Here is a 13,834-nt window from a genome sequence, read left to right as displayed (position 1 = left end):
TGCTCGATTGTCCTATCAAGAACATGAAAAAACGATTCAAGAAACATTGAATTATATTGAACAACATCTAAAAGACGATTTACCGCTACAAACTCTAGCGAAACATGCTGGTTATTCTAGGTTTCATTTTCATCGTATGTTCAAAAAAGTGATTAAGAAGTCAGTGGTTGATTATATACGGGAACGACGGATGACCCAAGCGGCGAAGGATTTAATTCATACAGACCAACGGGCGATTGACATCGCATTGCAGTATCGATTTAGTTCTCAGGAATCCTTCACTAGAGCCTTTAAGAAGATATATGACATGTCACCCGCACGTTATCGGAAATTATTAAGAAATGTGATTAATGAGGAGGAAACAAATATGGCTGATCATCAGAACACACCTACTGGCTGGATTATGACGGGGGATACCCCATCTGACTATGAAACAGGTTTGGATAACAAAATTGTACACAGTGGGACTAACTCCGCTTATTTAAAATCAAAAGATAAAAAAGCTGGAGGTTTCGCAACATTGATGCAGCAAATTAAGTCTGATCGTTATCGAGGAGAACGGCTTCAATTTTCTGCTTTTGTTAAAAGCGAAGATGTGAAAGGCTCAGCTGGTTTATGGATGAGGATTGACCATTCTTCAGGTGAAGTTCTTGCGTTTGACAACATGATGAACCGTCCCATTACAGGAACAAATGGATGGAATCATTTTAGTGTCGTACTAGATGTTCCAGTAAAAAGTGAAGTCATTGCGTTTGGCATATTACTACAAGGCCCAGGTCAAATTTGGATGGACGAACTTAGTTTTAAAATTGTAGATGAAAGTGTGCCAGTGACAGAACAAAATACTGTGGATCATTTAGAGGATGAACCAGTGAATTTAAATTTTGAAGGCTAACAGACTGAAGTGAAGAGGAGATTGATTGCCATGAAAAAAATTGGTGCGATTTTATTGTTCGCTGTGAATTCACTTACCTTTATTTGTGGCCTCGGATTTTTATTTGGTGAAGAGGATACCACATTAAAGCAGAAGTAAAATGAAGATAAGACACCCATAGGACAAAAAAAATCAATTAAAAAAGATATCCCTACCACTATCTCTTTTTTGTAAACTTGGTATAATAGAAAAAATCAGAAAAATTAGAATGCGATGATAAGGAATAGTACTTGCCGAAATGTTTTCAGAAAGTTGCTGGTTGATGAGAAGCAATTACAAAAAGGCAGGGAACTCACCTTAGAGTAGCCTTAGCGAAATGAAAAAGGATTGATGTAGTTAAGGTCGGCACCCCACCGTTATATGGGAAGGATATAAGATATAACAATCTGTATCCGAATAAGGGCATGATAATGTATGGTTATCATGAAACAGGGGTGGTACCGCGTAAGAAGAAGTCTTTCGTCTCCAAGTTAAATCTTGGAGATGATAGGCTTTTTTTATATTCCAATTACAGGAGGAATCGATGATGTTTAACCACAAAAAATACGAAAAGAAATACTTTTTGCCACCGAACCTTACTTATGATTGGGTCAAGAACGAAACATTAGAAAGTGCTCCGATATGGTGCAGTGTGGACTTACGGGATGGAAATCAAGCATTACCTATTCCTATGAACTTAGAAGAAAAATTGGAAATGTTCCAGTTACTAGTAGAGATAGGTTTTAAAGAAATTGAAATCGCATTTCCAGCTGCTTCTGATACGGAGTTTAAGCTATTACGGACACTGATTGATCAACATATGATTCCAGACGATGTCACGATTATGGTGATCACGCAAGCGAGAGAGCATATTATCCGCCGTACCTTCGAAGCCATTAAGGGGGTACCGAAAGCGATTGTTCATTTATATAATTCGACTTCAGAAGCGCAGCGCAGACAAGTATTTAAGAAATCAAAAGATGAAATTAAACAAATTGCAATTGATGGAGCTATTTTAGTAAAAGAACTGGCCGAAAAAACAGAAAGCGATATTTATTTTCAATATAGTCCTGAAAGCTTTCCAGGAACAGAAGTGGATTATGCGTTAGATATATGTAAGAGTGTTTTAGATATTTGGAAACCGACACCAACTCATAAAGCAATCATCAATATTCCGACAACAGTTGAATATTCAATGCCTCATATCTTTGCAAGTCAGATTGAGTATATACACAAAAATCTGTCTTACCGAGACAGTGTGACATTATCTGTTCATCCTCATAATGACCGCGGCTCTGGGGTGAGTGATGCAGAATTTGGTGTTCTGGCTGGCGCAGAAAGAGTCGAAGGTACATTATTTGGTATCGGTGAACGTACAGGGAACGTTGACTTGATTACCTTGGCGATGAATATGTATTCACAAGGTTATGATCCAAAATTGAATTTCAATAACCTAGAAGCGATTCGTAAAAAATATGAAAAACTAACAAAAATCACTGTTCCTGAGAGGCAGCCCTATTCTGGGGAAATGGTTTTCACCGCATTCTCTGGGTCACATCAAGATGCGATATCTAAAGGTATGAAATATAGAAAGGAAAATCATGTTGATAAATGGGACGTTCCGTATATCCCAGTAGATCCAGTTGACTTGGGGAGGAATTATCAAACGGATGTGATTCGAATCAATAGCCAGTCTGGAAAAGGTGGCATAGGCTATATACTAGAAACAAATTATGGCATTCAACTTCCTTATCAAATGAATGAAGCCATGGGATATGCAGCAAAGAAAGTATCTGATCAGACAAATAGGGAATTGTCTGTCGAAGAAATATATCATGTTTTTGAAAAGCAGTATGTTGATTTCCACCCTCATTTCCAGCTGCTTGATTATCAATTTTATAAAGGAGAGAAGCTGGAAGTCACCTTAACTTTGCTGAGAGATCATCAACAAATTGAAATACAAGGAACTGGCACTGGAAGTTTAGATGCAATCAGTCATGCGTTAAAAGCACACTTTCATCTCGAGTATGTTTTGGAAGTCTATGAACAGAATTCTTTGGGCAAGGATTCTCAAGCAAAAGCCTGTGCACAGATTGGTATTTCATATCAAGGAAAAATGCATTGGGGTGCTGGGATTGATCAAGATATTATAGAAGCAACAGTGAAGGCCCTGGTGGTTGCAGTAAATAGACTAGAGGTTTGGATGTAGATGGAAAAAGATAAACTTGAAAAACATGAAGCAATGCGATTTTTAAGAGAATATAACGAGCAAGAAATCTTTTATCAACAATACCAGCAGAAAAAGCATGACAATCAATCATTGCAATTATTTTTGAAGGATTATGATCAAAACAATTTCATGCATAAACAAATATATATAGAAGAATTTTTGCTAAAAGGGCAGAACGAATTTGAAAAAGAGGATACCATGTGGTTAGGTCAGGAGAATGATATCGAAGTGAGAAAGTATAGCCGTTTTATGCCTCAATTGTCGGCTATCCATGATTTTTTTGAGATGATCTATGTTCTAGAAAATGAGATGTATGTAGAAGTGGAAGATAAAAAATTGGCTTTAAAATCAGGAGATATTGTCTTTATTCCACCTGACACAATACACAAGCCAATTGTAATGGAGAATACAATCGCAATCCAAATCATGATCCGTAAAAGTACTTTTCAAAAAGTGTTTTTTAAAATGTTAAAAGGCAATCATGTCATATCAGAGTTCTTTTTGAATGCATTGTATATAAAAGAAAATAAACATATTCTTATTTTCCATAGTCGCTTGGATAAAAATTTGCTAGACTGCTCTCTTCAACTATTTACAGAAAATCACAATCGGTTTCCTGGTTACCAGTTGATTATGAATAATTTGTTTGAGATCTTATTATGTCTCTTATTAAGATTCAAACCAAGTCATATGAACGTAAATCAGGTCAAACAATATAGTGATATACGTATGATTCAAATGCTCCAATATATTCAGCAATGTTGTGAGCATATAACAATACAAGAGATGGCAGAGGAATTTAACCTTTCACAATCGTATCTGTCAAAATATATAGCTCGTAAACTTGGCAAATCATTTAGTGAGATCCGACAAGAAATAAGATTGGAGAAAGCCTGCCAAATGATCACTGGTAGTGATTTAAAAATAGATGATATTGCGACAGCTGTTGGTTATCAAAATGTAGAGCATTTCATTCGTTTATTTAAGAAAAAGTTTCACATAACACCACATCAATATCGTTTAAATAATAAAGTCGAGCAAACTTCAAATCAATACTCATAAAAAGGAGAAATCATCATGTCGATCAAGAAAGTAAAAGATTATTTTAAACAATATGATATGGATACTCGGATTCAGGAATTTTCAGTATCTAGTGCAACCGTAGACTTAGCTGCTTCTGCATTGGGCTGCGAACCTGAAAGAATCGCAAAAACACTCTCCTTTCTAGTAAATAGACAAGCTATTTTAGTTGTGACCTCTGGTGATGCAAAAGTTGATAACAAAAAATTCAAGGAATATTTTAAAACAAAAGCTAAAATGCTTTCTCCTCATGAGGTCGTTGACTTGGTCGGTCATGAAATTGGTGGAGTATGTCCTTTTGCTATAAAGAATGGCGTATCTGTTTATTTAGATCATTCACTCAAACGTTTTGAGACAGTCTATCCGGCTTGCGGGAGCAGTAACAGCGCTATTGAACTCACAATCAAACAATTAGAAAAATACTCCGGTTATTCACAATGGATTGATGTGTGTAAAGGATGGAACGATTCATTAACACATTAAAAACGGAAGGAGAAAGTGCAATTAAAAATAAAAAAGAGCTAGAAACCCTTGATACACAAAGGTTTCTAGCTCTATTATAACTATTCCCACTCAATCGTAGCAGGCGGCTTACTCGTAATATCATACACCACGCGGTTCACATGCTTCACTTCATTCACGATACGAGTGGAGATCTTTTCAAGTACATCCCAAGGGATTCTTGCCCAGTCACTCGTCATACCGTCAATCGAAGTAACAGCACGGATACCGATTGTGTAATCGTATGTTCTTGCGTCACCCATGACACCTACGCTGCGGATGTCTGGGAGAACCGTGAAGTATTGCCAGATGTCGCGCTCAAGGCCGAAGTTGGCAATTTCTTCGCGTAGAATTGCATCCGATTCACGGACGATTTCTAGTTTTTCTTCAGAAATTTCACCTAGTACACGGATACCTAGTCCTGGACCTGGGAATGGCTGTCTCCAGACGATGTCGTCAGGAATACCCAGCTCTGAACCTAGGGCACGGACTTCATCCTTGAATAGCGTGTTCAAAGGCTCAATCAATTCAAACTGCATGTCTTCTGGAAGACCGCCAACGTTGTGGTGAGATTTGATTGTTTGTGCCGTTGCTGTACCACTCTCAATGATGTCTGTATAAAGTGTTCCTTGTGCTAAGTAGTCGATTCCTTTTAGCTTGTCCGATTCGTCATCGAATACATAGATGAATTCGTTACCGATGATTTTACGTTTTTGCTCAGGATCAGACACACCTTTTAGCTTGTTTAAGAAGCGATCTTTCGCATCTACTTTAATCACGTTCATGTTGAAACCTTCGCTAAATGTTTTCATAACCCCTTCTGCTTCGCCTTTGCGAAGAAGACCGTGGTCAACGAAAATACATGTCAGCTGATCGCCGATGGCTTTGTGGATCAATACCGCCACAACAGATGAATCTACACCGCCGCTTAGTGCGCACAATACTTGTTTGTCGCCTACTGTTTCACGGATTTTCTGCATTTCGATTTCAATGAAGTTCTCCATTGACCATTTGCCATCGCACTCACATACGCCGAAGACAAAGTTCTTCAATAGATCATTTCCGTACTCAGAGTGACGTACCTCTGGGTGGAACTGAACGCCATAGAAATTCTTCTCAGCTAAGCTCATCGCTGAGTTTGGACAATGTGCACTTGTTGCATCAACTGTAAAGCCTTCTGGTACTTCAACAACGAGGTCACCATGGCTCATCCAAACGACTTGATCAGTCGGAAGGTCTTTGAATAAAGCAGGCGTTCCATTAATGTGGATATCTGCTTTTCCGTATTCACGCTGGCTAGCTGCTTCTACTTTCCCGCCTAAATAGTGAGTCATAAGCTGCATGCCGTAGCAAATGCCTAGAACCGGAATGTCTAGATCAAAAATCTTTTCATCACAGCGGAAAGATCCTTCATCATAAACACTGTTTGGTCCGCCAGAAAGGATGATTCCTTTAGGCGCCATTTCTTTAATTTCTTCAGCAGTTAAAGTGTGCGGATGAAGCTCACTGTACACACCAAATTCACGAATACGGCGTGTGATCAACTGATTGTACTGACTGCCGAAGTCTAGAACCAAAATCATTTCATTTACTAAATTTGTCATGGTGTCACCTCTATGTCCAATATAGTTTTTTATAAACGCACAGAAAAAATGAGAGGAGAAAACCTGCTCTCAGTGTGAATCACGCTTTTGAAGCGCCCAGACTCACATCCGAACGCTTCAATTTCATGTATTTTAGAAGGTTTTAATATTCACCTATTCTAACAACAGGAAGGTACGGGGTCAAGACTATCTCCTGTTTATTAAATTTTCCCATAACTTTGCGGATTGCCCCCAAAGCACCGACGCATCCTCTCTTCGATAGAGTGCCCGTTCATAGAGCTGCGTCAGCTCTGACATCCGATGATCTCCATCCCTGTCATCGATCAAAGAAGCGAATTCTCTTAGCGTCATGCCAGGTTTTTTCTCAATTCCCCTGCGCTTCAGCTGCTTTAATAGCGCAGCATACGCATAGAAGAATGCTTCCTCCTCTGGCAGACGTTTCACCTTTCTCACAATAAAGAATGGCAGCCATTTTGCTCTGAATCGATAAAGCATCCAGCTTATCAAGCCTAGAAGGATCATAGCTCCTGCCGCAAAACCCAGGATTGAACCAACATGTACCATATTAGGCTTCGCTTGCGCTGTTTGTTTCTTTGGTTCAGCCGTCTGCGCTGTCTCCTGCTGCTGCGGCTGTTCGGCCTGCTGATCTTCGCTTGCATCGGAGCTAGACTGATCTTCTTCCTTTTGATCATCATCTGCTTGATCACTTGAAGCCGATTCATTTGTAAAGGTCTCTGGGTTCGTAAAACCTTTTGTCGGTTCGAAGGTCACCCAGCCTCTATTTGGAAAATACACCTCTACCCATGAATGCGCATTGTTATTGGTCACTTCATACACATTGTTTCCATCCATCTGTGTTTCATATAATTGACCTGACGTGTACCCTTTCACCCATCTCGCCGGAATCCCAATGGAACGAAGCAGTACAATCATAGAGGTTGAAAAGTTATCACAGTAGCCGATCATCGTATCAAACAAAAATTGATCCACATAATCTTCTTGACGACTAGGCACAGCAACATTTTGCGTTTCATATGAAAACTTCGCAGATCCTAAGTAATCCTCAATCGCTTTAGCCTTATCGTACATATTATCCTTCGTTTCCGTTAAGCTGTTTGCCAATGTTTTCACACGCTCTGGCAATGAGGAAGGAAGCTGTAAGTATTCACGGCCAACCTCCTGATTGACCTGCTTCTTTGTCGGTACTTTGATTCTCTGCAAATCCTCAAGGATAAATGTAGGAGACAAAAAGGTGACTTGGTAGTTCCCTAAATTTTTCGGCGGATTTTGAATGGATGGGACGATTTTCTCCGTTTTCCCCATCATTTGCAGCGGAATGTTTTCCATTGGCGTCAGTGTGATTGTCCCAATCGGATAGACGGCATGATTAAAACGATAATTCGATTCCATATCGACTCTCGTTTCGTGCATCTCTGTTTTTACACGCTCGGTAAACCAGCGATTCGGTACACTGTCCTCTTTTAGCCGCGTAGGTTTCGTATCATTTGAGGCATCCTCCCAGCCCTTTCCGGTGTAGATGCTCTTTGTTTCGACACGAAAGTAGGAGGGTTCCTTCCCGCTCCATTTAAAGACCGGTGTGCGGTCCTCACTAAATGGTCCGCCAAGCGATGAATCATCTGTACTATATCCCACCTTATTCTGTCCGGCAGAGCCATCTTGATTCGTCACCGCCTTAAAAAATGGGACAGGATCAGGCCATTTCGGATCAGACTTTGGTAAAGAAGCGCCGAGTGTCGCTGACAGAAGAACGAGCGCCAGCATAGGCAAAAACCACTTTAGACGCGCCTTCTGTGATACCCGAATGCCTTCAGTCGAACGCAGTCGATCGAAATACAGCAACCCAAGCAAACAAAAACCAAACACCATAATACGAACGATCGCAAAGGTTGCATCATATGGCGTAAACGTATCCAGAATCGTGACATACACAATCGTCATAAGTAAAAAGAAAAAGATACGCTGCTGATAGACCACCCAATAATGCAGCAAGTAGACAAGCAGCCATAGCAAAATATAAAACAATAATGTGCGGAAGGAGGGATACATGTCACTCCACATGCCTGTGCTCATCAAGGTGATATTATCTTTGATATCAGCAAATAATGGAGCCGGATAGCTTGGCTCTGCTTGATAAAAAATCAAATATAAGGCGAGCAAAATCAAGCCGGTACAAATAGGAAACGTCACATACCACTTCAAACGAAAGAATGTAAACAAACATGTAAGCCCTATAAAAATGATGAAATAAGACGTATGACTCGTCTCTGTAAAATCTTGAAGCGGTCGAAGCCACTCCCAAAGCAGCAGGAATGCTACAGCATAATAGATGAACAACTCAAAACGGCTTTGCCGCTGATGCGTATGCAGCATAAATGTTTGTCACCTCACAGTTCCTTCGTGCAGCCGGTCTTCAAATAAAACGGTCGTGCATATTCCAGATGCCTTGAGCCGGTCTACAAGCTGTTTTTCTTTTGTCGTGAATCGATCCACGGCTCTCTTCACTAAAAGAACAGTGATGTTCTTTCTGTGTCGATTTCCAAAGAGGCTCGCAGCAAGCTCTTCATGCAGATGACCCGTAATGACATATTTTCCAGCGTATTGGTACTCACGCGCCGCGAACGCTTTATATTCGAGTACGCGAGAAGGATGATGCTGCACCCTTGTTAAAAAGTAAAGCATGTCCTGCAAATGAGATTCTCCTTGATCCACTCGAAAGACACGCTGATCACCAAGTGGGACAAGGCCTGCCGGAACCCCTTTTTTCACTGCCGATTGGAGGACAGACGCTGCAATAGACACGACGGTCTCAAAAACCGCTTCATCGGTAAAATCAGCAAACATGACAAGATCCTTTGTTTGATTCTGTTCAAACTCCTTCGTCATCAGCTGGCCTCTTCTAGCTGTCGTCTTCCAGTCCACCCAGGCAAAACGGTCGCCTTGCTGATATTCCCTTACACCTGTTGTCACATGGGTCGGTTCATTTAACCACGAGTGAACCGCTTTGCCTCCATTTTCATTCAATGACTCAGCAGACTCCACCTGAAGATCGAGCATTTTCGGATAAACAAGCAGCTTTTTTTCTAACGGGATGATGACTTCTTTCTCCACAAAACCAAACATATCACCCGTTTTGATTCGAACTGCTGACAAATGATGTTCCCCGCGCATGACATCATTCAATTGATAGGAAAAACGCCACGTTTTCCGAAACCAAGGAAACAGTATTTGCTTCATTTCAATTTGTTCCTGTAAATGAAAGGTGTCTGGCGGATCATCCTCAATCAAGACGTAAACGTATGGAAATAGATTTGTCCGCTTGATTTCAAGGTCAACAGGCAGCACGTCTCCCGCCTTCAAGTGAGCTTGTTGTAAAGTCCTTTTCGCTGTCACTCTCAGCGGAACGAGCGCAAACAGCAAAGCATACAATGCATATGGTAAAAATGCATAAAAAAGGAACCAACTCACAAATCCTCCCTGAAACATGGCATAACAAAAGACTGCGGCAGTGAGAATGATGAGCATCATCACCCGTAACCATAATGTAAAAGCGAAACGATGACCTAATTTCATTGACTCATCGACTTTTGAACTGGCACGCCAATTTGCTCAAGCATTTGTCGCAGCAGTGTCTCCGCCTTCTTCCCTTCATACGTCGCTTCTGATGTCAAAATCATTCGATGCGGTAATGTATAAGACGCCAAATACTGTACATCATCAGGAATCACATAATCTCGCCTGTTCAACAGTGCATACGCCTGAGCCGCTTTCATGAGGGCGATCGATCCCCTTGGACTCACACCTAGATAAACAGATGGATGCTGACGAGTCGCTTGTGCAATTTCCACAATATATTCTTTAATGGATGCATCCACATGAATGGTCTGAACCGTTTGCTGCAGCGCATGGATATGATCCTTTGTCATCACTGCTTGGAGCGTATCAATCGGGGACTGTTTTTCCTGCAAGTTGAGTACCTCCAGCTCTTCCAGCATGGTCGGATACCCCATTTGCAGCTTGAATAAAAAACGGTCCATTTGTGCTTCTGGCAGTGGATAAGTCCCTTCATATTCGACTGGATTCTGCGTAGCCATGACGAAAAAAGGATCAGCAAGCAGCATTGTTTCTCCGTCCACTGTGACACTGCCTTCCTCCATCGCTTCGAGCAATGCAGACTGTGTTTTTGGAGAGGTCCGGTTGATCTCATCAGCCAAAATAATCTGTCCCATAATGGGTCCTTGCCTAAATTCAAATTCATTTGTCTTTTTATTATAAATCGACACACCTGTTACGTCAGATGGCAAAAGGTCAGGAGTGAATTGGATTCGCTTAAACTCACAGCCAATCGATTTTGCCAAAGCACGAACCATCATCGTCTTTCCAACACCAGGCACATCCTCTAGCAGCACATGCCCCTTCGCCAAAATCGCAACAAGGCTTAATATCGCAATGTCTTTCTTCCCAACCATGACTTTATTGATGTTATCTACGATTTTTTTAAAATCTGAATGCATTGGTTCATCAAATGCCATCCTGATCCTCCTATCACGTTTCCGTTAAATTTCATATAGTCTAACTTTACCATACAACGCGCAATTGCATATAACATCAACACGTAGAAAAAAAGAAGCCTTCTCACGATGGAAAAGACTTCTTCTCTTCTTTTGGCTCACCTGCTGGCTCCATATGAACATGAGAATGAAGAATATCATGTTCCTTCTTCATTCTACGTTCGATCTCATCTGCAATATCATGGCTTTCTGCAATGTTCAAGTGCGGCTCGACCTCCACTACTACATCCACATGAACCGTGCTTCCGAGATACCGTGCCTTAATATCTTTCAAATCGCCCACCCCAGGTGTTGCTTCAATGGTCTCTTTATATTTGGACATGTCTTTTATATGAAAACCGTCCGTTAACGAATGAGAGGCATCTCTGAAAATCTCCCACGCCGTTTTACAAATAATGAGGCCAATCACAAACGCTGCAAGCGTATCAATCCATGCCAGTTGAAATTGAGAGGCGATAATCCCTACAAATGTTCCGATACTCACATACGCATCTGATTTATTATCAGCTGCTGCTGCATGAAGAGCCTGGCTATTGATCCGTTTGGACAGATTGCGGTTGTAAATATACACACCATACATCACCACAGCACTTCCTGCTGCCGTCCAAGCTGCGATCATATCAGGCGTTTGATGCTCAGACGAGAAGAGCGACTGGCCTGCACTCAGCAGAACCTGAAGTCCAACAAGCATCATAATAAAGGACGCCACAAGAGACGCAATATTCTCTGCTCTAAAATGACCATATGGATGATCTTCATCAGGCGGTTTTTGAGAAATACGAAGTCCAATCAACACTGCAAGGGATGCAATAATATCCGTCGTATTATTCAATCCATCTGCCGAAAGGGCTTCTGAATGAAACGTATACCCAATCAGAAGTTTCACCGCAGATAAGATCACGTAGGCAATGATGCTGACCCAAGCACCTGTTTCACCTTGTCTTAATTCGTTATAGCGCTCCATGTCGAACCGCGCCTCCTCACACATCACTTTTCTATTATTTATCTTACAAAGCAAAGCCCGTGTGGGTCTACAGCAACATGATTCGCTTGTGTCAGCAAAATAGGCTACATAGAAATGTGTTGACCTAAGTAAACTTATTTTTATAAGGTCAATTGACCTCAAGACCTACTCCCATCAACCTTTTTCCAATTCACTCTGCGAGGATCATATGGGCAATATCACTCTTACTAGTAAATTGTCAGAAAAATTTTATTTTAAGACACAACTTCTCTTCATCCGATCTTATGCTATTTTTAAGAATGAACAGAGGAAAAAGAGGGAACATAATCTCTCAAATCCTTTATACTTTTTAACATCATGTTAAGAGGTTTGAAATGTCAGTTTGATAACCTGTCCAATGCTGAATGACAATTCAGTGTGATAAAATTTAAAATATTCTAAAAACAAATTCTCTATAAGGAGAAATGTTTGGAGGTAAAGACATGTCCAACATGACAAACGGTCTTCAAAAAAATCTTAAAACAAGACATATTTCAATGATCTCCATTGCTGGGGTTATTGGCGCAGGGCTATTTGTTGGTAGCGGCGCTGTCATTCATTCTGCAGGGCCTGGATCCATTCTTTCCTATTCTTTTGCCGGACTTCTCGTGATCTTTATTATGAGAATGCTTGGAGAAATGGCATGCGCCTATCCAACAAGCGGTTCCTTCTCACAATATGCGAGCGACGCCATCGGTCCATGGGCCGGTTTTACAATCGGCTGGCTTTATTGGTTCTTCTGGGTGATTGTCATCGCCATCGAAGCCATTGCTGGTGCTGCCATTATTCAGTATTGGTATGGAGATGCACCTGTTTGGCTCACAAGTCTTATCCTCACGATCCTCTTAACATTAACAAATATCTTTTCTGTTAAATCTTTTGGCGAATTTGAATATTGGTTCTCATTAATAAAAGTCGTCAGCATTATTCTCTTTCTACTCATCGGTTTTGCATTTATCTTTGGTTTTGGTGGTCATCATACTGTAGGTCTTGCTCATTTAACGGGGAACGGCGGTTTCCTTCCAAATGGATTCAGCTCTGTTTTACTCGGAATTGTCGTTGTCATCTTTTCCTTCATGGGAACCGAGATTGTGGCAATAGCGGCCGGAGAATCAGCAGACCCGGTCAAGTCTGTGACAACAGCTACCCGCTCTGTTGTATGGCGTATTATCATATTCTACGTCGGATCAATCGCTGTCGTTGTCACCCTGCTTCCATGGAATTCAGCAAGTATTTTAACAAGCCCGTTCGTGGCGGTATTAGAATACATCGGGGTTCCATCAGCCGCTCAAGTCATGAACGTCATTGTTTTAACAGCCGTTCTATCTTGCTTAAACTCCGGATTGTACACAACGTCCAGAATGCTTTATTCATTGGCAGAAAGAGGCGAAGCACCGAAACGCTTTATGAAAATCAGCAAACGTGGTGTTCCTGTAGCGGCTACAGTTGCTGGCACCTTCTTTTCCTACATTGCCGTCATGATGAACTACTTTTATCCTGAAACCATCTTTTTGTTCTTAGTCAATGCATCCGGCGCGATTGCCCTACTTGTCTACTTGGTCATTGCTGTTTCACAATTAAGAATGCGCCGTAAAATCGAAAAAGAAAATCCAGAACAGCTCAAAATCAAAATGTGGCTGTTCCCATATCTCACGTACTTTACCATTTTGGTCATTTGCGCCATCTTGGCATCAATGCTGTTTATCGAATCAATGAGACCACAGCTCATTTTGACGAGTATCATTACCTTCGGTGTGCTTGCTGCTTATTTCATCTTTAAACCGAATAAAAAAGTGCCTGCAAATGCAGCGCTTGAAAATAAACATCCGTAATGTTCCCGCTGAAAAGCGGGTTTTTTTATTTTATTCACCTATTTTGATGTCCGCACTTATACTGTATCAAATTGGATTTTAA

Annotated in this window: 10 protein-coding genes and 1 other annotated feature; of the genes, 5 read left to right on the top strand and 5 right to left on the bottom strand. The window is 41.0% G+C overall.

Translation table 11 applies throughout. The annotated features are described in order from the left end of the window. Window positions 1-7: 7 nt before the first annotated feature. The 4 genes from SB660_RS11340 (at window position 8) to SB660_RS11325 (ending at window position 4,706) form a co-directional block, all read left to right on the top strand. The gene (locus tag SB660_RS11340) at window positions 8-895 is read left to right on the top strand and encodes a helix-turn-helix domain-containing protein (RefSeq protein ID WP_410582593.1); all 888 of its coding nucleotides are present in this window, start codon (window positions 8-10) and stop codon (window positions 893-895) included. A gap of 243 nt (window positions 896-1,138) precedes the next feature. After that, window positions 1,139-1,404, top strand: a binding site (T-box leader). A 56-nt stretch (window positions 1,405-1,460) separates the two neighbouring features. Then, window positions 1,461-3,122 (top strand): 2-isopropylmalate synthase, encoded by a 1,662-nt coding sequence (locus SB660_RS11335; RefSeq protein WP_410582591.1) that lies wholly within the window; start codon window positions 1,461-1,463, stop codon window positions 3,120-3,122. Beyond that, complete coding sequence (locus tag SB660_RS11330) at window positions 3,123-4,205, top strand: helix-turn-helix domain-containing protein (protein WP_410582589.1); 1,083 nt, start codon at window positions 3,123-3,125, stop codon at window positions 4,203-4,205. It begins immediately after the preceding gene. Between the two features lie 15 nt (window positions 4,206-4,220). Continuing rightward, complete coding sequence (locus SB660_RS11325) at window positions 4,221-4,706, top strand: YbaK/EbsC family protein (RefSeq protein WP_410582587.1); 486 nt, start codon at window positions 4,221-4,223, stop codon at window positions 4,704-4,706. Window positions 4,707-4,786: 80 nt separating this feature from the next. Here the strand turns inward: SB660_RS11325 and guaA are convergent, their stop codons facing one another. From guaA to SB660_RS11300, 5 genes are all read right to left on the bottom strand, one after another. Further along, window positions 4,787-6,328 carry a glutamine-hydrolyzing GMP synthase gene (gene guaA, locus SB660_RS11320; protein ID WP_211063803.1) on the bottom strand — a complete coding sequence of 514 codons (1,542 nt, stop codon included), beginning with the start codon at window positions 6,326-6,328 and terminating at the stop codon, window positions 4,787-4,789. 186 nt (window positions 6,329-6,514) lie between these two features. Continuing rightward, window positions 6,515-8,719 (bottom strand): transglutaminase TgpA family protein, encoded by a 2,205-nt coding sequence (locus SB660_RS11315; protein ID WP_410582585.1) that lies wholly within the window; start codon window positions 8,717-8,719, stop codon window positions 6,515-6,517. Between the two features lie 9 nt (window positions 8,720-8,728). Beyond that, window positions 8,729-9,814, bottom strand: coding sequence for a DUF58 domain-containing protein (locus tag SB660_RS11310; RefSeq protein ID WP_410582583.1), 1,086 nt, complete (start codon window positions 9,812-9,814; stop codon window positions 8,729-8,731). Between the two features lie 101 nt (window positions 9,815-9,915). Continuing rightward, a complete protein-coding gene (locus SB660_RS11305; protein WP_410582581.1) occupies window positions 9,916-10,878 on the bottom strand; it encodes an AAA family ATPase in 963 nt (320 codons plus the stop codon). Between the two features lie 103 nt (window positions 10,879-10,981). Continuing rightward, on the bottom strand, window positions 10,982-11,881 hold the full coding sequence (locus SB660_RS11300) for a cation diffusion facilitator family transporter (protein WP_044141457.1): 900 nt from the start codon (window positions 11,879-11,881) through the stop codon (window positions 10,982-10,984). A 482-nt stretch (window positions 11,882-12,363) separates the two neighbouring features. Here SB660_RS11300 and gabP point away from each other — a divergent pair, with 482 nt between their 5' ends. Beyond that, window positions 12,364-13,752 carry a GABA permease gene (gene gabP / locus SB660_RS11295; protein WP_180309476.1) on the top strand — a complete coding sequence of 463 codons (1,389 nt, stop codon included), beginning with the start codon at window positions 12,364-12,366 and terminating at the stop codon, window positions 13,750-13,752. Window positions 13,753-13,834 lie beyond the last annotated feature (82 nt).

Source organism: Bacillus sp. SIMBA_005 (assembly GCF_046535585.1).
Lineage (GTDB): Bacteria > Bacillota > Bacilli > Bacillales > Bacillaceae > Bacillus > Bacillus pumilus.
The sequence above is the reverse complement of the archived record's forward strand: the minus strand, read 5'-3'. Positions and strand labels throughout refer to the sequence as shown.